This is a genomic window from Aliihoeflea sp. PC F10.4, assembly GCF_054612275.1.
The window spans coordinates 2,436,789-2,463,210 of sequence record NZ_JBTSWH010000001.1 but is presented as its reverse complement, the minus strand read 5'-3'; the positions used below and the strand labels follow the sequence as shown (position 1 = coordinate 2,463,210).

The following is a 26,422-nucleotide window of genomic DNA, read 5'->3' as shown; positions in this document are numbered from 1 at the left end:
TCATGAATTTGAGAATTTTCAATTCCTCCTTCTTCGTCTTCGTCGCCATCATCGCGGTCATCGTGGTTTGGATCGCCACCGGCATGAACGGCCCCCAAACCGAGGCTCCCGCGTCGGAGCGCGAGCGTTCCGTGCCGGTCGTGGCCGCGAGCTGGAGCGAAGCCACCCCGGTCGACCAGCGGATGTCGCTTTACGGCGAGGTGGAACCGACACAGGTCGTCATCTTGCGCTCGCGGACGGACGGCCTGATCGAATCCGTCGCATCGCAGGGAACAACTGTTCAGACTGGCGACGAACTGGCGCAACTGTCGACCGATGATCGCGAAGCCCGTCTTGCGCGGGCACAAGCGCAACTGGCGACAGCCGAACAGAGCCATGCCGCTGCGCAACGGCTTGCCGAACGCGGCGTCGGGCCCTCGCAGGACGTTCAGGCGCGTCTTGCCGAATTGGAGGCGGCGCGCGCGGAGTTGCGCGCCATCGAACTCGAAATCGAGAATACGACACTGCGCTCTCCGATCGCGGGCACCGTCAACCGTGTCATTTCGGACGTCGGGGCCTATGTGCCCTTGGGTGGCGAAGTGCTCGAAATCGTCGATAACGATCCGCTGGTCGCTGTCATCCAGGTCCAGCAGGCACAGGTGACACGTGTGCGGCCGGGGATGGCCGCCAAGGTAAGCTTCATCGGGGGCGACGAGGTCGATGGCCGCGTCACTTTCGTTTCGCCCCTTGCCGACGCCTCGACGCGGACCTTTCGCGTGGAGGTGGAGGTGCCGAATCCTGAAGGCGCTTTCCCAGCCGGTTTGAGTGCCGAGGTCGCGCTGGTGACGCGCACGGTCGAGGCGCACCATGTATCGGCCGCATTGCTGCGCCTCGACGAGCAGGGGCTTCTCGGCATTTACACCGTCGGTGACGACGACACGGTCGCGTTCGAACAGGTCAATGTCGTCATGGCGGATTCCAGCGGCATATGGATCGCGGGCCTCGCACCGCGCGAACGCATCATTACGATCAGCCAGGGTGGCATCGCCGCCGGCGAAGCGGTCGTCGTGGAGGAGACCCCGCCTGAATACCGTCAGCGGGTCATCGCACCGGGAACGCAAGCAGACGATCCGGACCAGACCGAGCCGGAGGCCCGCTGATGCAGGCCATGATCGCGGCAGCGTTTTCGCGGACACGAACCACGCTCGTCTTTTTCATTCTCATCTTTATGGCTGGTGTCTTTTCCTATGCCACGATTTCGAAGGAGGCCAATCCCGAAATCGAGATTCCTTATTTCACCGTCAACGTAACCTATGCCGGCATTTCGGCGCAGGACAGTTCGCGGCTTCTGATCGAACCGCTCGAAAGACGCCTGCAGTCGATCGACGGCCTGCGCAACATCACCGGTCAGGCCGGCGAAGGCTTCGCGTCGGTCATTCTGGAATTCCAGCCCGGCTACGATCAATCCCGCGCCTTCCAGGATGTGCGCGATGAAGTCGACAATGTGCGTGCGGACCTGCCCGACGGTGCGGATGAGCCGATCGTGCGCGAAGTCGACCTGTCGATCTTTCCCATTTTGACGGTAGCGTTGTCGGGCAATGTTCCCGAACGCGATCTGATCCGGGCCGCGCGCGATCTTTCGGACGACATCGAGGGCATCACGGGCATCCTGGAGGCACGCCTGCAAGGCGACCGGGAGGATCTGCTTGAAATCCTGATCGATCCGCTCGCCCTTCAATCCTACGGCATCTCATCCAGCGAAATCGCCGGCGCGATCCAACGCAACAACCAACTCGTTCCGGCCGGCGCGTTCGATACCGGCTCGGGTCGCATCGCCGTGTCGATCCCCGGCACGATCCAGTCCATCGCCGACGTTTTGGCGATGCCGGTGCGCGTTTCCGATGGCATTGTCGTGCGCGTTCAGGACGTGGCCGAGGTGCGTCAGAGCTATCAGGACCCCGTGAGCTTCGCGCGCATCGACGGCGAAGCGACCATCGGCATCGATATAACCAAGGTGACGGGCGCTAACGTTCTAGACACGGTGGCGGCAGTGAAGGACGTCGTCGATGCGTCGCGCGCCCAATGGCCCGATGCGCTGCGCGTCGACTATCTGCAGAACCAGGCCGATGACATTCGCACGCTGCTCGCAGACCTCGAAAACAGCGTGATCCTGGCGATTGTGATGGTCATGCTCCCAACGATCCTCGCACTTGGACTGCGGCCATCGCTTTTGATCGGCATTGCTATTCCCGGGGCGTTTTTCGGCAGCATACTCATCATCAACCTACTCGGTTTTACGCTGAACCTCGTTGTTTTGTTCGGGCTCATTCTCGTCATCGGCATGCTTGTGGACGGAGCGATGGTCGTGATCGAACTTGCCGAGCGCCAGCAAGATGAAGGCGTCGCACCGTCCGATGCGTTCCGCGTCGCGGCGCAGCGAATGGCCTGGCCCGTCATTGCCTCCGTCGCCACATCGCTCGCGGTGTTCTTTCCGCTGCTGTTCTGGCCGGGCGTTGCCGGTCAGTTCATGTTCTATCTGCCCGCTACGGTGATCATCACACTTTCGGTGTCGTTGGCCATGGCGCTGATTTTCGTTCCGGTCATCGGCGGTTTTGTTGCCTCGCGCCGTAAGCGCGCCGAAAAGCGTGACCGCATCAGGGTTCCTCGCTTTTACGAACGCGTTCTGGACATTACGATTGCCCGGCCGGGATTGACCGTGGGACTTTGCGTTCTCGTCTTCCTCGTTTCGATCATGGCCTATGGACAGTTCGGACGCAGCACCGAGTTCTTTCCGGCGGTGGAGCCGGAACGCGCGCAAATCCAGATCACGGCCGATGGCAATTTGTCCGTCCACGAAGCCGATCAGCTTGTGCGCCTCGTGGAAAACCGGGTGATTTCGACGCCGGGAACCGAGCTTGCCTATTCGCGAACCATCGGCTCGGTCGAACAAAGGCTCCAGTCAAACCTTGGCTCCGACATCATCGGAACGATTCAGATCGATTTCTTCGACTGGCGCCAGCGCCCCCCTGCGTCGCAGATCGTGGAAGCCCTCCTGCAGGCGACAGTCGACATTCCCGGCATCGGCATCCGTATCGAAGAGGCGGAAGCCGGGCTCGGCGCGGCGCGCCCTGTAGATGTGGAGATCGTCGCCAACGATCCGGTCCGTCTCGCACCTGCCGCGCTTCAGGTCCAGCGCATCATGGAAGCACAGGGGATGTTCACGGATATTTCCAGCGACGTGCCTGTCCCTGCGCTGGAAGTCAGGCTCGACATCGATCGGGAACTGGCCGCCAGATATGGCGTGGATATCCAAACGCTGGGCAATGCCGTGCGGCTGATGACGAACGGCGTCGTTCTTGGAACTTATCTGCCGGACGATCTCAATGACGAGGTGGACATCACGTTGCGCTTCCCGCTCAAGGATCGCAACTTCGCGCAGCTTGGCCTCATGCGGGTTGCCTCGGATGCCGGCATGGTGCCGGTCTCCAATTTCGTGACATTGGTTCCGGCTTTGGCGCCAACGGTCGTGAACAGGATCGGCGGCGAGAACGTGCAAAGCGTCTCGTCGGGAATCATCGAAGGTGTGACAGTGGCCGAGGCGCTCGCCGTCTTGCAGGAACAGCTCGACGCAGCGGAATTCGACGAGGGCGTCAGCGTCCGCTTTGCCGGCGAGATCGAGGATCAGGAGGAAACGATGCAGTTTCTCGTCGCTGCCTTCGTACTTGCCATCTTCCTGATGTTCCTGATCATGCTCACGCAGCTCAACAGCTTCTTCCAGAGCCTGCTTGTGCTGTCTGCGATCGTCTGTTCTCTGCCGGGCGTTTTTCTGCTTCTCATCGTCAAGCAGGAAGCGTTCTCCATGGTCATGGGCGGGATGGGCATCATGGCGCTGGCGGGCGTCGTCGTGAACAACAATATCATCCTCATAGATGCGTATAACGAGCACCGCAGCCGCGGCCTGACGGCCGACGAAGCCGCTGGGCTCGCCGCGCGTGAACGCTTCCGACCCATTGTTCTAACAGCGCTGACGACCGTGACCGGATTGATGCCCATGGTCTTGGGGCTGACCGTCGATTTCTTCGGCCGCGATTTTTATTTCGGCGCTCCGTCAGGGCAGCAATGGATGCAACTGGCGACGACGATTGTCGGCGGCCTCGTTGCAGGTACCGTCATCACCTCCAGCTTGACGCCGACATTGCTGGCGTGGGACGGACGCCGCCGTGACCGCAGGCAAGCCGGTCGGAAAATTGCCGAGGACGGAAGTGTATGAAAAGACTACGAAGCTTCCTGGTTCTTGTAGTCGCCATCATCGCGACATCCGAAGCAATGGCACAATCGCCTGTTCCCCAGACGGAAGCAGTCGACAGCCTCATCAAGATTCTGGAAGACCCCGCCCTTAATGATCAGTTGCTCGAGCATCTGCGAGAGGTATCCTCGGGCGACACGCAGAGAGAAACTGACGATAGCCCTGCTTCTGCAATGGATGCGGACGCCTCCGACGTCATTCCAGAGGCGGGATTGATCGGCGCGGTCGGGGACTGGTCGAGCGATATCATTGCGAACCTTCCAACGGCCACTTTCGGCGTGCCGATCGAAGTGAAGGCGCAACAGGCGTGGACGCAGGTAAGCACCCGCTCTCGGTCGGGCATCGAAAGTGGCGGCCTCCAGCGTTTCGCGTCGTGGGCGTTACCTGTCCTGGTCGTGGTTGCGCTGGCAGGGTACATGCTACGGCGGTTTGCACGCGGCTTGGTTCAGCCTGAGCGGGTGCCTCGCAAACGCAGGCTTGTCGGCGGTCTCCTGATCAAGGCGATCGCCTATATCGCACTGTTTTTTGCCGTCGCGACGACCATTTCCGTTGTCGCGTCCACCGGGGTCGGTTTTCGTGTGCTTCTCACGCTGATCGCCGGGTTGCTTTTAGCGCTGCTGCTCTCCGACCTTCTGACGTCGGGACTTTCCGCGTTGGCAGGCATGCGAGGGCCGCGCTTCACGAGATATTGCCAGATTAAGTTCTATCCCTGGCTTGTATCGATCGGAATTGTCAGTATCGGTGCCGCATTGTGCCTCGATCCGGAGCTGCGCCGGGTCATTGGCTGGTCGACCGCAGATCTGGCGGGCTTTGGCCTGAACCTTATCGCCGCGCTCATCACCATCGTCTTCATCTTCACGTACAGGCCGGCAATCAGCAGGTTGATATTCGGTACCGCCGCCAGGCGTACCTCATCACCAGGCAATCCGATCGCCAATGCATTTCGCCAGTTGGCCGGATACTGGCACCTCTTCGCCTACGCTTTCCTTGGCCTAAGCATCGTGAGCCTTGTTGCCGGGCAGCGGGACAATGACGTCGTAAGCCAGGTCCTGTGGTCCTTCGCGACCGTTTTGGGCGCGCTGATCCTGACCACGCTTTTTCGCAGGCTCTTTTCATCCAGAATTCGAAGAATTCGTCGCGGCGCAGTCCAGCAGGCACTTTTAACCGCGATGTACAACGCCTTGCGCCATTGCACCGATATCGTTGTCGCGCTCGGCACCGTGCTTATGATCAGCCAGATATGGGGATTTGATCTGTGGAACTGGCTGTCCGGCGACGGACAGCAACTGACCCGGCCCTTGTTCGCCGTTTTGGTATGCGCCGTGCTCGCCTGGTTCATTTGGGTGGCGCTCGACGCGTGGATTGCCAGTGCTCTGACGCCGACGGACGCATTCGGTCGCCCCAGGCAAAGCTCCAACCGAGCCAAGACACTGCTGCCGCTGGTGCGAAACGGTGTGATGATCCTGCTTGCGCTTTTGACCGGCATCGCCGTTCTCGCCAATATCGGCGTCGACGTCACCCCGCTCATCGCCGGAGCGGGCGTTTTCGGGCTTGCCTTGAGTTTCGGCTCGCAACAACTGGTCCAGGATGTCATCACCGGACTTTTCATTCTGGCAGAAGACACCATAGCCATCGGCGATACGATCGACACCGGCGACCGTAGCGGGGTTGTCGAGAGCATATCGTTGCGCACGATCCGACTACGTGACGGCGAGGGAGCGCTGCACTCGGTACCGTTTTCAACTGTCAAGGCATTCAAGAATCGTTCGCGCAATTACGGCGTGTTCCGGCCTCGCTATGCGGTTCCGTCCGGGGTTGATCCTGAACAGATCATTCAGGCGATGCGCGAGACGACCGCCCGTCTACGGTCGGACCCGCAATATACAATGATGTTGAAAAGCGACATGCACGAAATCGGCATCGACGAGATTCGCGCTGGTGCGGTCGTCATTAGCGGATCGCTTCGAACCTCGCCCATGCGGCAGACCGAACTTGCACGCGCCTTCAACGGCTTGTTCATGGCGGCGCTAGCGGAGCGGGGGATTGCGCTCTGAGCAGCGCTAGGCACGGATCGAGTAAGCCGTCTATCGGGGACGCTTGGTAGGGCATTGGCCATCGCCGTATTTGCTGCCTCTATCTTGCGTCTAGGACCGGTACGGCCATACTCTTCCCGGTACTTAACAGGGACTGACCTTAGGCTAAGGATCGGTATAGCTCTATTCAAACGGCGGCGGCTATGCGGCGCTGGAACCCGTCGCTTGGCGATAATTGACGATGAGATCGTTGAACTTGCTGCCCTGAATGGCGACGTGATCGCGCAGGCCTGTTGCCGCCGTTTCTCCTTCGCCTTTGACGAGGGCGTCGAGTATCAGCCGATGCTCGGCAAGCGACTGCACCATCCTGCCTCGGACCTTGAGCTGCATGCGCCTATATGGCTTGAGACGCCGATGAAGCCTGCCGGCCTCCTTCGCCAGAAAGGCGTTCCCCGAAGCCTCATAGATCAGGAAGTGGAACACCTCGTTGGCACGGTAATATGCGCCGCTGTCATCGGCGGCGACCGCGCATTCACATTCAGCGACCGTCTGCGACAGCCTGTCGATCAGTTTCGGCGTCACCCGTCTGCTTGCAAGGCTCCCGCAGAACGCCTCGATCTCGGCCATCACCTCGAACATCTCGATGACCTCCTCGAAGGCCGGATAGCGCATGAACGCGCCGCGCCTTGGCTGAAGATCGATCAGACCGGAGGCGGCAAGTGCCTGAAATGCCTCGCGCAAAGGTGTGCGGGAAACATTGAAGCGCTGGGAGAGCTTGATCTCGTCGAGTCGTTCGCCATTGGAGAACGCGCCTTCCACGATCAACTGTTCAAGTTGCTCTCGGACCAGATCGGATCGGCTGACCATCGGCTACTCCATGAATGCGCTACAACACAAAAAACGACTTCTTGCATACAAGAAGGTTGACATAAAATGCAATGTACTTACTCCTAGGCTTGCGACTTTGCCGCGGGGCGCTCCGCAGGCGTTGGTCGCATGCACCGGGAGGAAACCAATGTTGAAAACAATCGCAGCTTCTGCTGCCACGATCATGCTTGCGTGCAGCGTTGCCAGCGCAACGGAACTGCGCCTGTCACACCAATTCTCCACCAATGACGTTCGCCACCGCATCGCACAGATGGTAGCCGATGACGTTGCCGCCGCCGATGTGGACCTGACGATCAGGATTTTCCCGTCGGCTTCGCTGTTCAAGGCGACCGAGCAATACATGCCGCTGTCGCGCGGCCAGCTCGATATGACCGTTTTTCCGCTGTCCTATGCCGGCGGCCAGCGCGCCGAGTACAATCTTACCTTGATGCCGGGCCTGATCAAGGATCACGATCATGCCGCGCGCATGAACGACAGCCCGTTCATGGACGCTATCGAGGAGATCATGGCGGAGGATGACGTGCTCGTTCTCGTCCACGGCTATCTGGCCGGCGGGTTCGCCTCGAAGGAGGGTTGCATCACCCGGCCCGAGCACATGCAGGGCAAATCCGTACGCGCGGCCGGCAAGGCGTTCGAGCAGATGCTGGAAGGCGCAGGCGCGTCGATTTCCTCGATGCCGTCATCCGAAGCCTATAACGGAATGCAGCAGGGCATCATCGACGCGCTGAACACGTCCTCGTCGTCCTTCGTCTCGTTCCGGATGTACGAACAGGTCGGCTGCTACACGCCTGCCGGCGACGTCGCGCTGTGGTTCATGTATCAGCCCATGTTGATCAACAAGTCGACCTTCGAAGGGTTGACGCCCGAGCAGCAGGAAGCGCTTACCACCGCCGCTGAAAAGGCGCAGGCCTACTACCTCGAAGAAGCCAAGAAGGAAGATGCCGCCTCCATCGAGCCGTTCCAGCAGGCCGGGGTGGAAATCGCCACGATGACGCCGGACGATTTCGACGCATGGCGTCAACTTGCCGAGGAAACCTCCTACAAGGCTTTCCTTGCCGAAGTGCCTGACGGCCAGCGCTACCTCGATCTGGCTGCCGAGGTTCAATAGCCATCATCGGCCCGGCGCATCGATGGCGTCGGGCCACTTCTTTTTGCGTCACCTGAGGGCCGGATCGCGGATCGCGCGGCGGCCGATGGCAGAGCCACGCCCATTAACCGAGGCCAGCAATGGAACAACGCGCCCCCGTGATACAGTCCGGGCCTGAAAAACATCCCGTCCTGAGATTCATCGACGGCATTTCGACCGTCTGCGGCTGGCTTGCGGCCACGCTCATCGTCGCTTCGATCTTCGTGACCTGTCACATGATCTTCGTGCGCTTCGTGCTGCGCCAGTCGACGATCTGGCAGACCGAGGCCGTCATCTACATGATGATCGCCGTCACGACCATCGGACTTGCCTATGTCCAGAGACTGCGTGGCCACGTCAATGTCGATCTCATCCCCTCGATGCTGCCGAACGGCGTTCGGCGCGCGCTTGCCTATTTCGTCTTCGTCCTGACGATCGGCCTGATGTCGGTCTTGACCTGGTACGCCTTCGAAGGCTGGCACGAAGCCTTCTCGCGCAACTGGCGTTCCAGCACCGTGTGGGGCGTGCGCTTATGGATACCGATGCTGGCTCTGCCGGTCGGTTTCGGCCTCTACACCTTGCAACTGATCGCCGATCTCGTCGCTCTTCACCTGCGTTTGGACAGGCCCTTTGGTCTGGAGGATAACTGATGGACCCGTTGATTCTCGGTCTGCTCGTCGCCATCGTCACCATCGTCGTGCTTTTCTCGGGCGCGCCTGTCGCGGTCGGCCTGCTTCTCGTATCGGCCGTCTTTCTGGTCATCTTCGACGGTACGCGCTCGCTCCAGATGATCCCCGAGGTCTACTTCGCCGACCTCAACAGCTTCACCATGCTGGCCATCCCCATGTTCATCATCATGGGTGCGGCAATCGCATCGACCCGGGCGGGCGCTGACCTGTTCGAAGCGCTGGAGCGCTGGATGACGCGTGTGCCTGGCGGGCTTGTCGTTTCCAATCTGGGCGCCTGTGCGCTGTTTTCGGCGATGTCCGGCTCCAGTCCCGCTACCTGCGCGGCGATCGGCAAGATGGGCATTCCCGAAATGCGAAAGCGCGGTTATTCGGACGAGATCGCGGCCGGTTCGATCGCTGCCGGCGGCACACTCGGCATCCTGATCCCGCCATCGGTGACGATGATCGTCTATGGCATCGCGACCGAGACCTCGATCGGCCGGCTGTTCCTTGCGGGCGTGCTGCCCGGGCTTATGCTCGTCAGTCTTTTCATGATGTGGACGATCTTCGTCTCATGGCGCGACGGAACGTTGCAGAACCTTTCGATGCGCAGATACTCGCTGGCCGAGCGCCTTGAGATACTGCCGCGCGTCATCCCCTTCCTGCTGATCATCGCCGGCGTGCTCTACGCGATGTATGGCGGTGTCGCGACGCCGTCCGAAACGGCGGCAGTGGGTGCGCTTCTCGCTCTCATCATGGCGATGATCATCTACAAGATGTGGCAGCCGCGTATCATCTGGAATGTCTTCCGCGACTCCACGAAGGAGGCCGTGATGATTATGTTCATCATCGCGGCGGCCGGCGTGTTCGCCTACATGATGTCATCGCTCTTCATCACGCAGACGATCGCTCAGTGGATCGCGGGATTGGAGGTCAACCGGTGGGTGCTGATGGGCATCATCAACCTCTTCCTGCTGGTCGCAGGCTTCTTCCTGCCGCCGGTCGCCGTCATCGTCATGACCGCCCCGATCCTGATGCCGATCCTCATGGCGGCCGAATTCGACCCCTATTGGTTCGCTGTCATCCTGACGATCAACATGGAGATCGGGCTGATCACGCCGCCGGTCGGATTGAATCTCTACGTCATCAACTCGATAGCGCCCGACATTTCGCTGAAGAAAGTCCTCATGGGCTCGCTTCCCTATGTGATGTGCATGGTCGCCGCCATCATCATCCTGTGCATCTTCCCCGGTATCGCCACCTGGCTTCCCGACGTGATGATGGGGCCGGCAATATGACGGGCAGGGGCACGAAACTCCCTCCGAAGGTAAGGATATTTGAACGATGAGATCGTCGGGCTTTTTCGCTGATCTGGTAACGACGCTGTTCGAGCGCAGATCGTGGTTCGAGGCCACACCCGGAGAGCAGCCGGTGCGCGGCATGTGCGAGGAACTCCTGTCCGGCAATGGCGAAGTGACCGGCATGCGTATCGCGCGGGCCATTCTCTCGCGTTACCGGACGATGAGCGAAAGCGACAAGATCGCCTTCTTCGAATTTCTGACCGACGAACTCGATGTCGATGCAAGGGAAGTTGAGGTTGCCGCCAGTCGCTATGCGGCTTCGCCCGATGCCGAAGGACTTGCGAAGCTGAGCGCGGTGGCCGAGCCGCCCCGGCAGGAATTGCTTCGCCGTCTCAACCGCGCGCCCGGTGCGACGGGCGAACTCGTACGCATGCGGCTCGATCTGTTGCGGCTGGCCGATCGGCACCCGCAATTCGCCCGCACGGACATCGATTTCGTGCATCTGTTCAAGTCGTGGTTCAATCGCGGCTTTCTGGTTCTGCGGCACATAGACTGGCGAACGCCGGCCAATATTCTGGAAAAGATCATCCAGTACGAAGCCGTTCACGCCATCAACAACTGGGACGAATTGCGCCGCCGGCTGCTACCTGCCGACAGGCGGTGTTTCGCTTTCTTTCATCCTTCCATGCCGGACGAACCGCTGATCTTTGTCGAGGTCGCGTTGGTCAGCGGCATACCTGGCTCGGTTCAAAAGCTGTTGGCAGAAGCGCGCGAGCCGGTTTCTCCCGCCAAGGCGGACACGGCCGTGTTTTACTCGATCTCGAACTGCCAGGACGGATTGCGCGGCATCTCCTTCGGCAATTCGCTCATCAAGCAGGTCGTCGAGGAATTGAGCCAGGAGCTTCCGCATTTCCGGCATTACGTGACCCTTTCGCCGATACCGGGACTTGCGCGCTGGCTCAAATCGAAAAGCGCCGACGATCCGCGCGCCGCGGGTATCGCCGAGGCGGCGGGGGCGGCTGGCCTTGAGCGCTGGAACGATCCCTTGCGCGAACTGGCCGCGCACTATCTGGTTCAGGAAAAGCGCAGCGATGGCCTGCCGCTCGATCCGGTGGCGCGGTTTCATTTGGGCAATGGGGCGATTGTGCATGACGTGCATGCCGGTGCCGACCTGTCCGAGAACGGATTGCGGCAGTCGTTCGGTGCGATGGTCAACTATCTCTACGATCTGAAGACCGTCGAGCAAAATCATGAGGATTTTGTCGGCAACCGCTCCATCGCAAGTTCACGCAACATCAATGCACTCGTAAAAGCAGCATCAGTAAACCGGGGAAAGATTTCGCATGCCTAACGTGCTCCATGACGCCCTTTTCGCGCCGCTGGCGAACCGCGAAACGCAGCTTCTTCACACGGCGGATGGCAAGACGATATCCGGCAGTAGCTTTTACGGCATGGTCCTTCGCTACGCCGCGACGCTTGCCTCGCTCGGCCTGAAACCGGGCGACCGCGTGGCCGTCCAGGTCGCGAAATCACCTGAATCGTTTGCGCTTTACGGCGCGGCGGTAACGTCGGGCGTTGTGTTCCTGCCGCTCAACACGGCCTACACCGCGGCGGAGGTCGCTTACTTCGTCAAGGATTCGGGTGCGAGCCTGCTGATCGGCGATGCCGGTCAGGCTGTCTCTCTTCAGACCGTCGCCGACGACGCCAAGGCGCAGTTCCTGACAATGAACGCCGACGGTTCGGGTAGTTTCGCGGATGCGGCAGCGCAGCAGGCGGGCGATTTTGACCCCGTCGAGCGCGGTCCGGACGACCTTGCCGCGTTCCTTTACACATCCGGCACGACCGGGCGTTCGAAGGGGGCGATGCTGTCGCACCAGAACCTTTTGTCGAATGCCGAAGTGCTGGTGAAGGAATGGCGTTTCACGCCCGACGATATGCTTTTGCATGCCTTGCCTATTTTCCACACGCATGGACTGTTCGTCGCCTCCAACGTGGTCCTCCTGTCGGGTGGGTCGATGATCTTCCTGCCGTCCTTCAAGGTCGACGAAATCATTGCCCATCTTCCTCATTCGACTTCGATGATGGGCGTGCCGACCTTTTATACGCGCCTGCTCGACGATGCGCGCTTCGACCGCGACCTGACGCGCCACATGCGCTTGTTCACTTCGGGGTCCGCTCCGCTTCTGGCCGAGACGCATGTCGCATTCGAGGCGCGTTCCGGCCACAAGATTCTCGAACGCTACGGCATGACCGAAACCAACATGAACACGTCGAACCCCTATGACGGGGATCGGCGCGCGGGAACCGTCGGTTTTCCCTTGCCCGGCGTGGAACTCAAGATCACGGACCCGGCAACCGGCCAGACGTTGCCGCAGGGCGAGCCGGGAATGATCGAGGTGCGCGGCGACAACGTCTTCAAGGGCTATTGGCAAATGCCCGAAAAGACGAAGGAGGAACTTCGCGAGGACGGGTTCTTCATCACCGGAGACATCGGGGTCGTCGATGCCGACGGCTATGTCAGCATCGTCGGACGCCAGAAGGACCTGATCATTACCGGTGGCTACAATGTCTACCCAAAGGAGATCGAACTGGTCTTCGACGAACATCCCGGCGTGCTCGAATCCGCCGTCGTCGGCCTTCCGCATCCCGATTTCGGTGAAGCGGTCGCCTGTGTCGTCGTGCCCGAAAAAGGCGCACGCCTTGATGTCGGTGAACTCGATGCGATGATGAAGGACAGCCTTGCGCGCTTCAAGCAGCCGAAGGCGATCTTCGTGGTCGATGAACTGCCGCGCAACACCATGGGCAAGGTCCAGAAGAACATCCTGCGCGACACCTATCGCGACCATTTCGGCTGAACGCCGCGACATGGCCGTGCGCGGAGTTGTACATAATCAATCAATGAACCTTCTGGTCAGGCCAAACAAGTTCGTTACGCAGAGACCTGCGTGACGAATTTGGTGACCAGATAGGCGTCGATCGCTTCCGATCCGCCTTCGGTGCCATGGCCCGAATCCTTGATGCCGCCGAACGGGACTTCCGGCAAGCCGAGGCCGATATGGTTGATCGTGGTCATGCCCGCTTCGATTTCGGTGCCGAGACGGTTGGCGGTGTCGGTCGAGCCGGTGAACGCGTAACTGGCAAGTCCGAAGGGAAGGCGGTTGGCCTCCTCGATCACCTCGTCCACCGTGCCGAAGGAGCGAAACGCGGCGACGGGACCGAACGGCTCCTCATTCATGATGCGTGCGTCGAGCGGCACGTCGGAAAGCACGGTCGGCTCGAAGAAATTGCCCTTGTTGCCGATGCGCCGGCCGCCGGTCTTCAGTTGCGCGCCACGTTCGACAGCGTCGGCGATCAGCGGTTCGAGCGCGGGGATGCGGCGCTCATTGGCGAGCGGGCCCATCTCGATGCCGTCCTCGAAGCCGTTGCCGACCTTGATGGCCTTCGCCGCGTCGGTGAAGCGTTCCACCACTTGGCTGTAGACGCCTTCCTGAACCAGAAAACGGGTCGGCGAGACGCAGACTTGGCCGGCATTGCGGAACTTGGAGGCAGCGAGAAGTTTCACGGCCTTGTCGATATTCGCGTCGTCGAAGATGATCGCAGGCGCATGGCCGCCCAGTTCCATCGTGGCCAGTTTCATGTGCTGGCCGGCAAGCGCCGCGAGGTTTTTGCCGATGGGCGTCGAGCCGGTGAACGAAATCTTGCGGATCACCGGGTGCGGAATGAGATATTCGGAGATTTCCGACGGTACGCCGTAGACGAGGTTGACGACCCCGGTCGGCACGCCGGCATCGGCGAAGGCGCGGATCAACTCGGCCGGTGAGGCGGGTGTTTCCTCCGGTGCCTTGACGATGATGGAGCAGCCCGCGCCAAGCGCAGCCGAGAGTTTGCGCACGACCTGATTGATCGGGAAATTCCACGGCGTGAAGGCGGCGACCGGGCCGACCGGCAGCTTGATCGCCATTTGCGTGACGCCGACCGCGCGGGCCGGGATGATCTGACCGTAGGTGCGGCGCGCTTCTTCGGCGAACCAGTCGATGATGTCGGCAGCCGACAGGACCTCGGTACGTGCCTGATCGAGCGGCTTGCCCTGTTCGCGCGTCATCAACGGCGCAATCGTGTCGGCACGCTCGCGCAGGATGTCTGCCGCCCTACGCATGATCTTCGAACGTTCGAAGGGCGATGTCGCGCTCCAGACCTTGAAGCCCTTGGCGACGGCATCCAGCGCCGCGTCGAGATCGGCGCGCGTTGCGTGCGCGACCTTGCCGATAACCTCGTCCGTCGCCGGATCGACCACGTCGATCGAGCCGCCACCGCCTGCGCGCCACTCACCGTTGATGAAAAGCTGCGTGTCAGGGTAGGCTGAATTCGATGTCATGCGATCACAACTCCACATTCGAAAATGAAAGCGCCGCGCAATAAGCGCGACGCTGCCCGGGTTTCTCGCAGATTATGACGTCACGCGAAAGGGGTGTAATTCTTCGTCAACGTGGGATGAAGCCCGCGGCGCATCGCAACGTACTACGATCGACGCGCACACGTTTTCTTACTAGCCACCTGTCCTGCAACCGCCGTCACGAAGGCTGAAAAAGCTCAGTTGCGGTCCGATTGCTCGACTTTGACTTCAAGCATGGCTTGGCGGCTTTCCGTGCGGATCACTTCTATTGCTCGGGAAAGCGCGGCGGGCAGGTCGGCACCGGTCTCGACGCGTTCTGTATAGGCACGGCTTGCCCCTGCGATTTGCGTATAGGCGGGCGAAGGCTCAAGCGAGGTCAGCGGCATCTCGTTCGCCTTGACCGCCGCCCCGTCCGGATAGGCACCGACGACGGAGCGTCGCACCGCGTTCCAGATGCCGTTGTTCTTGACGATCGTCAGGATCGGCAGGCCGAGCGCTTCGGCGATCTGGTGGCATGCGACCGGATTTGCAAACATATACGACCCGTCGCCGACAACGGCGACGACGAGGCGGGACCTGTCGGCAAGCTGCGCGCCGAGCGCGGCCGGCATACCCCAGCCAAGGCCGCCGGAGTGGGGGGCGGTGAAGACGCGGTTCGGTCCCTTCAGCCGCATGGAGGGCGGGACGACGCCCAGTTCGGAAAAGACGATCCCGTCATCACCCAGAACGTCCGACAGGCAAAGGCTGAGCCACTCCGCGCTCATCGGGCTGCCATTGCCCGATCTTGCAAAATTCTCGGCGGCGGCCAGTCTTTCCTTGCTGCGTGCCGCAATCTTCGCGCGGCGTTCCTCATTTGCCGACGCCTTGCCCGCCAGTGCTGTTTCGAGCGCCAGAATGCCTGCTTCCATGTCGCTTACGATCGACAAATCCGCCTGATAACCACGGATCGGCATGCGCGCGAACAACGGATCGGGGCCGATATGGACGATGCGTGTGTCGCTTGCCGGCCGGTGCAGCGATTCCATCCATGGAATGTCGCTGTCGAGAACCACCACCACATCCGCCTGCGCCAAAGCCTGCTTGATGTCGTAGCCGAGCAGCATCGCATCGTCTGAGGCGAGAACGTTGCGCACCGAAAACGGCTCGACCACCGGGATGGCGAAAGCGGCGGCGAAACGCGAAAGCGCGGCAGCCGCTTTGCCGTGAACGTCGCTGCGCTGGCAGATGATGACCGGATTTTGGGCGGAGGCGAGCCAGTCCGACGCGATTCCGATCGCGGCCGGGTCGGGAAAGGCGGGGCTTGCCGGCGCCTGTATGGAGGCGGGCCGCGTGATCGTCGCAGGCAGCGTCTCCATCAAAGGCTCGCGCGGCAGGCTCACATAGACCGGGCCGCGCGGCTCGCTCATCGCCAGCGCGGTCGCGCGCACGGCAAGCTGGTCGCCCTGTTCGGGATAGCGCATCTCGTAATGGAATTTGCAGGAATCGGCGACGAGCGAGGACTGGTCGTACATCTCCTGACCATACTGGATCGGCGTGACGCGCGAGCCGCGCCGGCCATGCTCGGTGATCGGCGTGCGGCCGGACATAACGACGACGGGCACGTTGTCGCTGGCCGCGTTGATGATGCCCATTGCCGAATTGGCCAGACCCACATTGACATGGACCATCGTCGCCTGAACGCGGCCCGTGGCAAGGTAGTATCCATGCGCCATGCCGACGCTCGCGGTTTCGTGAGGCACCGTGACCGGCACTGGAACGTCGTCGGCGTGCAGCTTTGCGAACGCTTCGATGATCGGGGGGAAGTCGGTTCCCGAATTGGCGAAGATGTAGTCGATCCCGCTGCGTTTCATACCCTTCAGCAGGCTTTCCGCGCCCGTGACGGTGGATTTTTCCGTGCGAAGATCCGTGCTCGTATCCATTCTTCCAACTCCTCCCCGAGTGCCGGGCGCATGAAAACGCCTGACCTGCAAAATGCACTTGATAAATCCGCTGGCGCAAGTGCATGATGACAAAAATCTCATTTTAAGGGATTTTTGATCGGCGCGGAGGAAGCGTGCGCCACCAACCAGCGGAGGATATTTCATGAAGCATGTCCTGGCTTCGGCCATTCTAGCCCTTGGCATTTCGTATTCGGCGGCTGCCGGCGCGCAGACGGTCGGCATCGCCACCTCGAACCCGGGGTCTATCTTTCACAACATCGGAACGGCGGTCGCCAACGCGGCGAACCGGGCCGGCCTCAACGCCACCATCCAGCCGGCGACCAGTCCGAACCAGTACATTCCCTTCGTCGGTAGCGGTGGCATAGAGTTCGGCGCGGCGAACCTTCAGGAGGTGAATTACGCGCTCGAAGGCAAGGAGTGGTTCGAAGGTTCGGAAAACCCGGATCTGCGGATCGTCGCGCTGGTCATGCCTCTGGTCGAGGCGATATTCGTGCGTGCAGATTCCGATATCCGGTCCATCGAGGATCTTCGAGGGCTGCCGATGGTTGACGGCTACACGGCGCAAAACACCATTTTGCCGCAGCTCGACGCGATTTATTCGACAGTCGGCATGACGCGTGCCGACATGCAGCCCGTTCAGGTGCCGAGCGTGACGGGTGGAGCGGATGCGTTCATCGCGGGCGATGCGGTCGGCTTCATCTTCGCACACGGTGCCGGCAAGGTGCGTGAGGCGGATGCGGCGGTTGGCGGTCTTCGCGCTTTGCCGATCGATCCGACGGATGAGAATCTGGCACGGGCGCGCGAGCACTGGCCGGTCGCGTTCTTCCAGGAAATGCAGCCCGGTCCGAACGCGCCCGGCGTCGAGGAAACCGCGACCTTCTTCGCCTATCCGCAGGTGATCTTCGCCAATGCGAACGTCTCGGATGACGTGGTCTACGAACTGACCAAGATCATCCACGAAAGCAAGGAGCAGATGGCCGCTACCTTCGCGCCCTTCAACGCATTCGACCCGAACGAGATGGTCGGCGATGTCACGCCCGCCGAATATCATCCCGGCGCGATCCGCTTCTATCAGGAAGCGGGTCTGTGGAACCAGTAAGGCCTGATCGACACGTTTGAAGGCGGATAATGCCGGGGGCGGCCGCCGTGCCGCCCTTCACGGCCAATCAGGTTGCCATGAAGGAAAATCGATGACCACGACAAGCGCGCAACGCCCTTCGTCCGGCCTGTCTCCATCGGTCTGGAAGCCGGTCGTCAATGTGTTGGCAACGGCTCTCACCTTGCTTGCGGTCGCCTGGGCGCTGGCATTGCCGCGCACCTTCGGCGTCGCCTTCTACCCGCAGCAATTCATGTCGGCCGTTCTGGCGCTCACCTTGCCGATGGCCTTCCTGATGCTGCCGGCGCGGCGCGATACGGAGCGGACGGTCGTGCCATGGTATGATGTCATCGCCGCCATCGCGTCCTTCGCCGCGCTCGTCTACATGACGATCAATTACTCGGCGATCGTGAACCTGATTTTCGCCGCTCCGCCGACCGCATACGTGCCAGGCATCATCGTCATCCTGCTTTTGCTGGAGGCCGTGCGTCGCGCGACCGGCTGGGCGCTGGTCATCATCATCGCGGCCTTCCTGCTTTACGGGCTCTTCGGTAATCTGATGCCCGGCCGTCTGGCGGGACGTGCGCAAAGCTGGGACATGCTGGCAGGCTACATGGCCTTCGATTCCAACGGCATTCTCGGGCTTCCGCTCGGCATCGCCGCAACGATCGTCGTCGCTTTCATTCTGTTCGGCAACCTTCTTGCCGCGACCGGCGGGTCGAAATTCTTCACCGATGCGGCGCTTCTGGCGATGGGCCGGTTCCGTGGCGGCTCGATGAAGATCGCCGTTCTTGCCTCGGCGCTGTTCGGTTCCATCTCCGGTTCGGCGGTCGCCAACGTGGCCGCGACAGGCATCGTCACCATTCCGATGATCAAGCGCGACGGCTACCCCGCCCATAAGGCCGGCGCGATCGAAGCCGTCGCCTCCACCGGCGGCCAGATGATGCCTCCGGTCATGGGGGCCGCAGCCTTCCTGATGGCCGAATTTCTGCAGATGTCCTACGCCGAAGTTGTGATCGCGGCGCTCGTGCCTTCGCTGATTTTCTACGCGGCTCTTTTCATCCAGGCCGATCTCGATGCGGCCAAGCTCAACATCCGTCGTGTTCCCAAATCCGAAATCCCGGAGCGCAAGCTGGTCGCGACCGGCTGGCATTTCCTGCTCGGTTTCGCCGTCCTGATCTTCCTGCTTTTCGCGCGCAACTGGCAGCCCGAGCGTGCCGCGCTCGCGTCCTGCGTGACGGTCATCGCGACTTCACTGATCTTCGGCTACCAGTCCCATCGACCGACCATCGCCTCGATCCTCGAAACCGTCGCGGGTACCGGCAAATCGGTGGTCGAAATCATCCTCATCTCGGCCGCGGCGGGCATCGTCATCGGCGTGCTCAACGTGACCGGACTGTCGTTCAACCTCACCTATGCTTTGGTGCAGCTTGGCGGTGGCAATCCGCTCATCCTTCTCGTCCTCTCGGCGCTGATCTGCATCGTGCTGGGCATGGGGTTGCCGACGCTCGGCGTCTACGTGTTGCTTGCCGCGCTGGTTGCGCCCGCGCTCATCGAGGTCGGCATCAATCCGATTGCCGCGCATCTTTTCATCCTCTATCTCGGGATGATGTCGATGATCACGCCGCCGATCGCCATTGCCAGCTTTGCCGCCGCGAGCATCGCGAAGGCATCGGCGATGAAGACGGCCGTCGCCTCGTGCAAATTCGGCTGGGCCGCTTTCGTCATTCCATTCCTCTTCGCGTTTTCGCCTTCGCTTTTGCTGATCGGCGAGCCGCTAGAGATCGCCATTGCAATCCTGACGGCTTTCGTCGGCGTGTGGATGGTCTCGGCGGGCCTGTCGGGCTATTTCATGGCGCGACTGAGTCCGATTCGCAGGGCGCTGTTCATCATATTCGGCATTCTCGCCCTGATACCGGCCAATACATTTCCCGGTGCCGTATATACGGATATCATCGGTGTTCTGGGTGGGTTGACGATGATGCTGATCGATTTCCGCACCTCTCGAAAGGCTGAAGAACAGGCGGTGTCTTGACGGAAAAACCAGGAAACAGCCTCGAACGCGTTTTGTCCGTACTGGAAGTCTTCACCGAGGACCGGCTGGAATGGACACCGGAGGAATTGATGGAGACGCTCGGCTACAGCCGGCCGACGCTCTATCGCTATCTCAAGACGCTCAAGGATGCGGGGTTTCTCGTCTCGCATCCCAATGCCGGTTTCACGCTCGGCCCCAAGGTCGTGGAGATGGATTATCTCCTGCGCAAATCCGATCCGATCATCCTCAACGGGCAGCGCCAGATCGACCGGCTGACGGGTGCATATAGTTGCACGGCGTTGCTCGTGCGCTGGTTCGGCAACAAGCTCTTATGCGTCGCCTCGGCCTGTTCGACCCCGAACCCGCTCAGTTCATACCCTCGCGGGCGGCCCATGCCGCTCGGCCGAGGCGCGATCGCGCGATCGATCGTCGCCTTCCTGCCGCGACGGCGAATGCTTCCGGCCATCGATCAGATGTTCGACGAGTTCCGGGCCGTCGGGCTCGGCACGACGCGTGAGGAAATCGAACATGCCTTTCGCAAGGTGCGAAAGGACGGCGTCGCGATCGCACAAGGCGAGGTGACGCCCGGCGTCGTCGGCATCGCGGCTCCCGTTTTCGATACCGGCCAAAGCCCTGTCGCCAGCCTGTGCGTGACCATCTCGCGCGATCTCGTCGATGAAGAGATCATCGTGGCGATCGGCAATGACGTGCGTCAGGCAGCGCAGATGCTGACCGACGATCTTGCGAGCGGCCGGCGACTGGATGCAGGCGGCTGATCAACTTTAGTCATAATCAAAAATCTCATTAAATGAGATAGGTGTTGACTTTCATATCTCCTCGGCTTCAATTCGGGATCGAAATCCCAGGGAGTGAGACGAATGCTGAAAATCGACGCCTTCAACCATATCTGGCCGAAGCCCTTCTTCGACCGTCTGATCGACCATATCGGCACCATGACCGACATCACCATGCGCTCCGGTGCTGTGCCGATGATGACCGAACTGGATCGCCGGTTCGAGGTTATGGATATGTTCGGGTCGGATTATCGGCAGGTGCTCTCGCTCGCCTCGCCGCCGCTCGAAAAGCTTGCCGGTCCCGAAAAGGCGCTGGAATTGTCACGTGTTGCGTCCGATTCCATGGCGGAACTGGTACAGAAATATCCAGAGCGTTTTCCCGCCTTCATCGCCACCGCGCCGATGAACAGCCCCGACGGGCTGATCGAGGAATGCCGCCGCGCGATCGATGATCTCGGCGCGGTCGGCATGCAGATTTTCACCAACATCGCCGGAAACCCGGTCGATCTGCCCGAATATGAGCCGTTCTTCGAGTTCATGGCGAAATCCGGCAAGCCGATCTTCCTGCATCCGGCGCGCGGCGAGAATTTCTCCGACTATCTCAACGAGAAGCGCTCCGAATACGAGATCTGGTGGACGTTCGGCTGGCCCTATGAGACCTCCGCTGCCATGGCGCGCATGGTCTTTTCGCGCCTGTTCGACAAATATCCGGGCCTGAAAGTCGTGACTCACCATGCGGGCGGCATGGTGCCGTTCTTCGAAGGACGCGTCGGTCCCGGCTGGGACCAGATGGGAAAGCGCACGACCGACCGCGACCTCGGCGCGGTGCGCAATGCGCTGAAGCGTCCTCATCTTGAATATTTCAAGGAGTTCTACGCCGATACGGCCTCGTTCGGTTCGCGCAAGGCGGTCGAACATGCGATGGAATTCTTCGGTGAGGATCGGATCCTGTTTGCCTCGGATGCGCCCTTCGATCCGGAAGGCGGCCCGATGTATATCCGCGAGACGATCCGCATTCTGGATTCGCTCGACGTTTCCGACGAGGTACGCCGAAAGCTTTATCAGGACAACGCGGTTGCGCTCCTCGGCCTGAAGCTTTGAGGCCGCTGCCATGACGATGATGACCAGTCACGCGCCGCATTATGTCGGCGGCGAATGGATCGACATGGGCGAGGCTCGCTCGTCGTTCAATCCGGCGGACGGCGCGAAGCTCGGCACCTATTCGCCCGGCTCGCGCGCCCTTGCGAACGAGGCTGCCGCTCTGGCGCGGCAGGCTTTCGAAACGTCGCCCTGGTCCGGCTCGCCGCGTCTGCGCGCCGCCGTCCTCTTCGAGTTTGCCGACCGGCTGGAGGCGATCAAGGACGAAATCGCCGACCTGATCGTTGCCGAGAACGGCAAGCTGAAGCGCGAGGCGCTTGGCGAAACGATGGGCGCGATTTCCGAGGCGCGCTATTATGCCGGGCTGGCGCGCGCCGTGCTCGGCCGCACGCAGGAGACCGCGCCGGGCAATTTTTCGCTGCTCAATCGAGAGGCGGCGGGTGTCGCTGCGATCATCGTGCCGTGGAACGCGCCGGTCACGCTTTTGGTGCGCTCGCTCGGGCCGGCGCTTGCCGCCGGATGCACGGTCGTCATCAAGCCTGCGCCGCAAACGCCGTTGATCCACAAGCGCGTGATGGACTGTCTCGTCGATTGTCCATCGCTGCCGAAGAATATCGTTCATTCGGTCAACGAGAACGGGTCGGAAGTCGGCGAGGCGCTGGTGGCTTCCGAAGACATCGACGTCATCTCCTTCACCGGATCGAGCGCGACGGGCAAGCGCATCATGGCCGGCGCGGCACCGACCCTGAAGCGTCTGTCGCTGGAACTTGGCGGCAAGGCCCCCGCGCTCGTCTTCGACGATGCGGACCTCGATCAGGCGGTGCGCGAACTGACCGGCGGGTCGCTGGTGATGGCGGGACAAATCTGTGTCGCCGCCGCACGCTTTCTCGTTCACGCCTCCGTCGCGGATGAATTCGCGAAGCGTGCGAAGGCGGCTTTTTCGGCCGTCAAGGTTGGTCCCGGCAGCGACGCGTCCAGCCAGATGGGTTCGCTGATCGACATCGACAATCAAAAACGTGTCGCACGGCTGATTGAACAGGCAGGCGACGAGGGCGAACTGATCCTGAAGGGCGGCGCACCGAACGGGCCGCTTTCGGCCGGAGCGTTTTTGACGCCGACCTTGTTCCGCATCGACGACGTGAAATCCCCGTTGGTGCAGGAGGAACTGTTCGGACCGATCGTCTCTGTCGAGACCTTCGAAGACGAGGCCGAGGCCGTGTCGAAGGCCAACGCGACACGATACGGGCTGGCCGCCAGCCTCTTCACGCGCGACCTGTCGCGCTCGATGCGCGTCTCGCGGGCGATCCGTTCCGGCACCGTCTGGCTGAACTGTCACGGCCGGTTGTTCGCGGAAGGCGAGACCGGCGGCTATCGCCAGTCGGGTCTCGGGCGGCTCCACGGTATCGAGGGTCTGAACGACTTCCTCGAGACCAAGCACGTCTATCTGGAGGCTGGCGCCGTCTGAGCGCTGGCAAATTACGGACTGAATATGATCGAGATTGAAAGCGAAGTCGTCATCGTCGGTGGCGGGCCGGTGGGCATGGGGCTCGCCATCGAACTGGGGCAGCGAGGCGTGCGCACGGTCGTTGTCGAGCGCTACCCCACCCCGCAGCCCGTGCCGAAAGGGCAGAACCTGACCCAGCGCACGATGGAGCATTTCCATTTCTGGGGTGCGGAAAAGCAGTTGCGCGCGGCCCGCACCGTGCCGAAGGAATACGGCATTGGCGGACTGACCGCCTACGGCACGCTTTTGGGCGACTATCACTATGACTGGCTGCAACGCGAGCTGGTGCGCCCCTTCTACTTCACCGACAATGAGCGCCTGCCGCAATATGCGACGGAAGAGGTGTTGCGCGCGCGCGCGGCGGAACTGCCGTCGGTTGATTTGCGATATGGCTACACGGTCGACGAGGTCGAGCAGGACGACGACGGGGTGACGGTTCGGGCGAGCGCGCGCGACGGCGGTGAGCAACTTTCAGTCCGCGCCTCCTACGCGGTCGGCTGCGATGGCAGCAGGTCGGTTGCGCGCCAAAGCGCCGGCATCACGCAGACGCTATCCGATCACGACCGGCTGATGGTGCTTCTCGTCTTCCGCTCCACGGGCCTTCACGAATTGCTGGAGCGCTTTCCGGGAAAATCGTTCTACAACGTCCTGCATCCGGATCTCGAAGGCTACTGGCAGTTCTTCGGGCGTGTCGATCTGGGCAACACATGGTTCTTTCACGCCCCCGTTCCAGCAGATACGACGCGCGACAATTTCGATTTCAAGGCCTATCTGCATCGCGCGGCCGGCGCGGATTTCGACGTCGAATTCGAGCATATCGGCTTTTGGGATTTGCGTTTCGCCATCGCCGACACTTATCGCAAGGGGCGAGTCTTCGTCGCCGGAGACGCCGCGCACAGCCACCCGCCTTATGGCGGCTATGGCATCAATACCGGCTTCGAGGATGCGCGAAACCTCGGCTGGAAGCTTGCCGCACATCTTGCCGGCTGGGGCGGCGAGGCGCTGCTCGACAGCTACGATCTGGAGCGCCGCCCGGTCTTTGCATCGACGGCGAAGGACTTCATCGCCAAGGCGATCGAAAGCGACAAAAAATTCCTGGAGACGTTCGACCCCGAACGCGACCGGCCGTCGTTCGAGAAGGAATGGGCCGAGCGCGGTTCCGGCGCAAAGGGCGAAGTGAACGCGTTCGAACCGAATTACCGTGGATCGCCCATCGTGGCCGGTAGCGGTGAAACGAACGCGGTCGGCGGCCATGTTTTCAAGGCACAGCCCGGCCATCACCTCGCCCCGCGTTCATTGTCGGACGGCCGCAATGTGTATGAAGCGCTCGGCAAAGGCTTCACGCTGATCGCGTTCGATAAACCCGAAAGCGCGCAGGAATTTCATGCGGCAGCCGAGCGTTTGAGCATGCCGCTCGTCGTGGTCGAGGATGGGCACGCGGAGGCCTGTCAGGATTACGAGGCCGACCTCGTCCTCGTCAGGCCGGACAATTTCGTTGCCTGGACCTCGTCGAGCGGGGACGCGCGATCCGCAGATGACGTTCTGAGGCAGGTGGTGGCAGCGCCGTAGACCAGACGTAAGCGCTCGTCTCCGCACCGCATTGACAAGCATGAGTTGATCACTAATGATCGTTTCATGCTTGATCAAAGCCCCAGGGAAATCCGGTTTCCGCAGGAGCGTCTTCGCCGGATGGCGGATCTGATCGCCGAGCGTGGCCAGATCAGCGTCGAGGAACTGCTCGACATTTTTGCAGTCTCCGGCCCGACCATCCGTCGCGATCTGGCTCACCTTGCGCAGGCGGGCGTTGCCGTGCGCACGCATGGAGGCGTGATAAGCGCGGACAGGGCAGGCGGTCATGAGCCGCTTTTCATGGAAAAAGTGCGCCGGCAGCAATCCGCCAAGAACCAGATCGCCAAGGCCGCATCCCACCATATCGAAGACGGGATGCGGGTAATGCTCGATTCGGGAACGACCTGCATGGCGCTGGCTCGCCTTCTGGCCGGGCGCGCCATGACTGTCATCACGCTCGACATCAAGACGGCCGAGGTGGCCGCGACCGGCGATACGCGGGTGACCTCTATCGGCGGGCAGGTGCGAAACGGCTATTTCAGCGTCGTTGGCAATGAAACCGTCGACGCGATCGCCTCGCAGGAGCCGACGGATGTCTTTGTGCTGTCTGCCGACGCCGTGGACCTGAAAGGCGTTTCCAACGTCACCGTCGCCGAAGCGAGCGTCAAGGAGGCCGCGCTGGCGCGCGCCCGTCGCACCATACTCGTCGCGGATCATACCAAGCTCGACCGCCGCGAGCCGGCCGTCGTGTGCGCCTGGGATGCGATCGATCTGTTCATTACCGACCGGCACCCGGCAGCGGCAGCGAAATCATACGAGGGAGCGGCCCGGCAGATGGAGATCTGCCAGGCAGGCACCGACACTAAAGGAATCGACCAAACATGATGAAATTCAAGGCTCTTTTCGGTGAGACCAAGCCGGTCATCGCCATGGTGCATCTGGCCCCGATGCCGGGCACGCCGCTCTATGATGAAAAGGGCGGCGTCGAAGCGATCGTGGAAGCGGCGCGGCGCGACTTGAAGGCGCTTCAGGCGGCGGATGTCGATGCGGTCATGTTCGGCAACGAAAACGACCGGCCCTACGAGCTGAAGGTGGACACGGCATCGACGGCGACCATGGCCTATGTGATCGGGCAATTGCGCAAGGAGATCGAAAAGCCGTTCGGCGTCAACGTGTTGTGGGACCCCATTGCGTCCGTGGCGCTTGCGGCTGCGACCGGTGCGTCGTTCATGCGTGAAATTCTCACCGGCACCTATGCGTCCGACATGGGACCGTGGACGCCGAATGCCGGCGCGGCGATGCGCTACCGCGACAGGCTCCACCGCTCGGACCTCGTCATGCTCGCCAACGTTTCCGCCGAATTCGCCTATTCGCTCGACCGCCGCGAACTTGCCGATCGTGCGCGCTCGGCCGTTTTCTCCTCGATCCCCGACGCGATCCTCGTGTCGGGAGCGATCACGGGAGAGGCGGCGGAGATGGCCGATCTGATCGCCGTGAAAAATGCGCTTCCCGACAGCCCCGTTCTTGCAAATACAGGCGTCAAGCACGCCACCGTCGCCGACGTTTTGAAGGTTGCGGACGGCTGCATCGTCGGTTCTTCATTGAAAGTGGATGGAGATACCTGGAAAGCTGTCGATCCGGAACGGGCCGCCGAATTCATGCGGCTTGCCAAGGCAGCGCGAGGAGGCTGAC

The 26,422-nt window shown here is 61.4% G+C and carries 19 protein-coding genes; 16 read left to right on the top strand and 3 right to left on the bottom strand.

Features of this window, described 5'->3' with window-relative positions; translation table 11 throughout:
- Positions 1-2: 2 nt before the first annotated feature.
- The 3 genes from ACX82Z_RS12480 to ACX82Z_RS12470 are packed head-to-tail and all read left to right on the top strand — an operon-like array spanning position 3 to position 6,339.
- Complete coding sequence (locus ACX82Z_RS12480; RefSeq protein WP_459589206.1) at positions 3-1,139, top strand: efflux RND transporter periplasmic adaptor subunit; 1,137 nt, start codon at positions 3-5, stop codon at positions 1,137-1,139.
- On the top strand, positions 1,139-4,249 hold the full coding sequence (locus ACX82Z_RS12475; protein ID WP_459589204.1) for an efflux RND transporter permease subunit: 3,111 nt from the start codon (positions 1,139-1,141) through the stop codon (positions 4,247-4,249). Before ACX82Z_RS12480 ends, ACX82Z_RS12475 begins: the two co-directional genes overlap by 1 nt.
- Complete coding sequence (locus tag ACX82Z_RS12470) at positions 4,246-6,339, top strand: mechanosensitive ion channel family protein (RefSeq protein ID WP_459589202.1); 2,094 nt, start codon at positions 4,246-4,248, stop codon at positions 6,337-6,339. Before ACX82Z_RS12475 ends, ACX82Z_RS12470 begins: the two co-directional genes overlap by 4 nt.
- 180 nt (positions 6,340-6,519) lie before the next feature.
- Here ACX82Z_RS12470 and ACX82Z_RS12465 read toward each other — a convergent pair whose 3' ends face one another.
- On the bottom strand, positions 6,520-7,185 hold the full coding sequence (locus tag ACX82Z_RS12465) for a GntR family transcriptional regulator (protein WP_459589200.1): 666 nt from the start codon (positions 7,183-7,185) through the stop codon (positions 6,520-6,522).
- 148 nt (positions 7,186-7,333) lie between these two features.
- Here ACX82Z_RS12465 and dctP point away from each other — a divergent pair, with 148 nt between their 5' ends.
- The 5 genes from dctP (at position 7,334) to ACX82Z_RS12440 (ending at position 13,156) form a co-directional block, all read left to right on the top strand.
- A complete protein-coding gene (gene dctP / locus ACX82Z_RS12460; RefSeq protein WP_459589198.1) occupies positions 7,334-8,314 on the top strand; it encodes a TRAP transporter substrate-binding protein DctP in 981 nt (326 codons plus the stop codon).
- Positions 8,315-8,433: 119 nt separating this feature from the next.
- Positions 8,434-8,982, top strand: coding sequence for a TRAP transporter small permease subunit (locus ACX82Z_RS12455; RefSeq protein WP_459589196.1), 549 nt, complete (start codon positions 8,434-8,436; stop codon positions 8,980-8,982).
- Positions 8,982-10,298 carry a TRAP transporter large permease gene (locus tag ACX82Z_RS12450; protein ID WP_459589194.1) on the top strand — a complete coding sequence of 439 codons (1,317 nt, stop codon included), beginning with the start codon at positions 8,982-8,984 and terminating at the stop codon, positions 10,296-10,298. The genes ACX82Z_RS12455 and ACX82Z_RS12450 overlap by 1 nt, the downstream gene beginning before the upstream one ends.
- A 46-nt stretch (positions 10,299-10,344) precedes the next feature.
- Complete coding sequence (locus ACX82Z_RS12445) at positions 10,345-11,652, top strand: malonyl-CoA decarboxylase (RefSeq protein ID WP_459589192.1); 1,308 nt, start codon at positions 10,345-10,347, stop codon at positions 11,650-11,652.
- Entirely contained in the window at positions 11,645-13,156 is a 1,512-nt protein-coding gene (locus ACX82Z_RS12440; protein ID WP_459589191.1) for a malonate--CoA ligase, read from the top strand. Before ACX82Z_RS12445 ends, ACX82Z_RS12440 begins: the two co-directional genes overlap by 8 nt.
- Positions 13,157-13,230: 74 nt before the next feature.
- On the opposite strand, the gene ACX82Z_RS12435 is transcribed toward ACX82Z_RS12440, so the two are convergent.
- A complete protein-coding gene (locus ACX82Z_RS12435; protein ID WP_459589189.1) occupies positions 13,231-14,676 on the bottom strand; it encodes an NAD-dependent succinate-semialdehyde dehydrogenase in 1,446 nt (481 codons plus the stop codon).
- Between the two features lie 215 nt (positions 14,677-14,891).
- Positions 14,892-16,613, bottom strand: a complete 1,722-nt coding sequence (locus ACX82Z_RS12430) for a thiamine pyrophosphate-requiring protein (protein ID WP_459589187.1) — start codon at positions 16,611-16,613, stop codon at positions 14,892-14,894.
- Between the two features lie 163 nt (positions 16,614-16,776).
- On the opposite strand from ACX82Z_RS12430, the gene ACX82Z_RS12425 reads away from it, so the two are divergent.
- The 8 genes from ACX82Z_RS12425 to ACX82Z_RS12390 all read left to right on the top strand — a co-directional run bounded on the left by ACX82Z_RS12425 (position 16,777) and on the right by ACX82Z_RS12390 (position 26,421).
- A complete protein-coding gene (locus ACX82Z_RS12425) occupies positions 16,777-17,733 on the top strand; it encodes a TAXI family TRAP transporter solute-binding subunit (protein WP_459589185.1) in 957 nt (318 codons plus the stop codon).
- Positions 17,734-17,824: 91 nt separating this feature from the next.
- Positions 17,825-19,765 carry a TRAP transporter permease gene (locus ACX82Z_RS12420; protein WP_459589183.1) on the top strand — a complete coding sequence of 647 codons (1,941 nt, stop codon included), beginning with the start codon at positions 17,825-17,827 and terminating at the stop codon, positions 19,763-19,765.
- Positions 19,762-20,541 carry an IclR family transcriptional regulator gene (locus tag ACX82Z_RS12415; RefSeq protein ID WP_459589181.1) on the top strand — a complete coding sequence of 260 codons (780 nt, stop codon included), beginning with the start codon at positions 19,762-19,764 and terminating at the stop codon, positions 20,539-20,541. The genes ACX82Z_RS12420 and ACX82Z_RS12415 overlap by 4 nt, the downstream gene beginning before the upstream one ends.
- Before the next feature lie 102 nt (positions 20,542-20,643).
- Positions 20,644-21,660, top strand: a complete 1,017-nt coding sequence (locus tag ACX82Z_RS12410; protein ID WP_459589179.1) for an amidohydrolase family protein — start codon at positions 20,644-20,646, stop codon at positions 21,658-21,660.
- Positions 21,661-21,670: 10 nt separating this feature from the next.
- Positions 21,671-23,122 (top strand): aldehyde dehydrogenase family protein, encoded by a 1,452-nt coding sequence (locus ACX82Z_RS12405; RefSeq protein WP_459589177.1) that lies wholly within the window; start codon positions 21,671-21,673, stop codon positions 23,120-23,122.
- A 24-nt stretch (positions 23,123-23,146) separates the two neighbouring features.
- Positions 23,147-24,730 (top strand): FAD-dependent monooxygenase, encoded by a 1,584-nt coding sequence (locus tag ACX82Z_RS12400; protein WP_459589175.1) that lies wholly within the window; start codon positions 23,147-23,149, stop codon positions 24,728-24,730.
- A 66-nt stretch (positions 24,731-24,796) separates the two neighbouring features.
- Complete coding sequence (locus tag ACX82Z_RS12395; RefSeq protein ID WP_459589173.1) at positions 24,797-25,615, top strand: DeoR/GlpR family DNA-binding transcription regulator; 819 nt, start codon at positions 24,797-24,799, stop codon at positions 25,613-25,615.
- Positions 25,612-26,421: a BtpA/SgcQ family protein gene (locus ACX82Z_RS12390; RefSeq protein WP_459589171.1), complete on the top strand. Its 810-nt coding sequence runs from the start codon at positions 25,612-25,614 to the stop codon at positions 26,419-26,421. Before ACX82Z_RS12395 ends, ACX82Z_RS12390 begins: the two co-directional genes overlap by 4 nt.
- Position 26,422 lies beyond the last annotated feature (1 nt).

Excerpts from the sequence above, each read along its gene's own strand:
- ACX82Z_RS12425 (WP_459589185.1), top strand. The coding sequence starts at position 16,777 with ATGAAGCATGTCCTGGCTTCGGCCATTCTAGCCCTTGGCATTTCGTAT.
- ACX82Z_RS12435 (WP_459589189.1), bottom strand. The coding sequence starts at position 14,676 with ATGACATCGAATTCAGCCTACCCTGACACGCAGCTTTTCATCAACGGT.
- ACX82Z_RS12400 (WP_459589175.1), top strand. The coding sequence starts at position 23,147 with ATGATCGAGATTGAAAGCGAAGTCGTCATCGTCGGTGGCGGGCCGGTG.
- ACX82Z_RS12405 (WP_459589177.1), top strand. The coding sequence starts at position 21,671 with ATGACGATGATGACCAGTCACGCGCCGCATTATGTCGGCGGCGAATGG.
- ACX82Z_RS12470 (WP_459589202.1), top strand. The coding sequence starts at position 4,246 with ATGAAAAGACTACGAAGCTTCCTGGTTCTTGTAGTCGCCATCATCGCG.
- ACX82Z_RS12440 (WP_459589191.1), top strand. The coding sequence starts at position 11,645 with ATGCCTAACGTGCTCCATGACGCCCTTTTCGCGCCGCTGGCGAACCGC.
- dctP (WP_459589198.1), top strand. The coding sequence starts at position 7,334 with ATGTTGAAAACAATCGCAGCTTCTGCTGCCACGATCATGCTTGCGTGC.
- ACX82Z_RS12420 (WP_459589183.1), top strand. The coding sequence starts at position 17,825 with ATGACCACGACAAGCGCGCAACGCCCTTCGTCCGGCCTGTCTCCATCG.
- ACX82Z_RS12450 (WP_459589194.1), top strand. The coding sequence starts at position 8,982 with ATGGACCCGTTGATTCTCGGTCTGCTCGTCGCCATCGTCACCATCGTC.
- ACX82Z_RS12480 (WP_459589206.1), top strand. The coding sequence starts at position 3 with ATGAATTTGAGAATTTTCAATTCCTCCTTCTTCGTCTTCGTCGCCATC.
- ACX82Z_RS12430 (WP_459589187.1), bottom strand. The coding sequence starts at position 16,613 with ATGGATACGAGCACGGATCTTCGCACGGAAAAATCCACCGTCACGGGC.
- ACX82Z_RS12465 (WP_459589200.1), bottom strand. The coding sequence starts at position 7,185 with ATGGTCAGCCGATCCGATCTGGTCCGAGAGCAACTTGAACAGTTGATC.
- ACX82Z_RS12475 (WP_459589204.1), top strand. The coding sequence starts at position 1,139 with ATGCAGGCCATGATCGCGGCAGCGTTTTCGCGGACACGAACCACGCTC.
- ACX82Z_RS12445 (WP_459589192.1), top strand. The coding sequence starts at position 10,345 with ATGAGATCGTCGGGCTTTTTCGCTGATCTGGTAACGACGCTGTTCGAG.
- ACX82Z_RS12395 (WP_459589173.1), top strand. The coding sequence starts at position 24,797 with ATGCTTGATCAAAGCCCCAGGGAAATCCGGTTTCCGCAGGAGCGTCTT.
- ACX82Z_RS12410 (WP_459589179.1), top strand. The coding sequence starts at position 20,644 with ATGCTGAAAATCGACGCCTTCAACCATATCTGGCCGAAGCCCTTCTTC.
- ACX82Z_RS12390 (WP_459589171.1), top strand. The coding sequence starts at position 25,612 with ATGATGAAATTCAAGGCTCTTTTCGGTGAGACCAAGCCGGTCATCGCC.
- ACX82Z_RS12455 (WP_459589196.1), top strand. The coding sequence starts at position 8,434 with ATGGAACAACGCGCCCCCGTGATACAGTCCGGGCCTGAAAAACATCCC.